Genomic DNA, 420 nt, shown 5'->3' on the forward strand with positions numbered 1-420 from the left:
TGCTGGCGGCGGGGGACGAGGTGCTCCTCGACCGCCCGGTGCGCGAGCGGTACGCGGCGCTCGCCGCACTGGTGCCGCGGGAATCCCGGGTCCGCCGGCTCGTCGTCGAGGACCCGCGGGAGCAGGCGGCGCAAGCCGAGGAGTTCTGGGCCGAGACCCTGCGCCGCGGTCACGAGGGGGTCATGGTCAAGGGCCTCGACTCCGCCTACGCGGCCGGGCGGCGCGGCAGGCAGTGGCTCAAGGTGAAACCGGTGCACACCCTCGACCTCGTGGTGCTCGCCGTCGAGTGGGGCCACGGCCGGCGCACCGGACTGCTGTCGAACCTGCACCTCGGGGCGCGGGCCGCCGACGGCACCTACGCCATGCTCGGCAAGACCTTCAAGGGGCTCACCGACGAGATGCTGCGCTGGCAGACCGAGC

General features: G+C 74.0%; 1 pseudogene. It reads left to right on the plus strand.

Going from position 1 to position 420, the window contains the following annotated elements:
- Nucleotides 1–420: pseudogene (locus G3I78_RS49130) on the plus strand (ATP-dependent DNA ligase); the annotation flags it as partial.

This window comes from Streptomyces sp. SID13726 (genome assembly GCF_010548375.1).
Classification (GTDB): Bacteria; Actinomycetota; Actinomycetes; order Streptomycetales; family Streptomycetaceae; genus Streptomyces.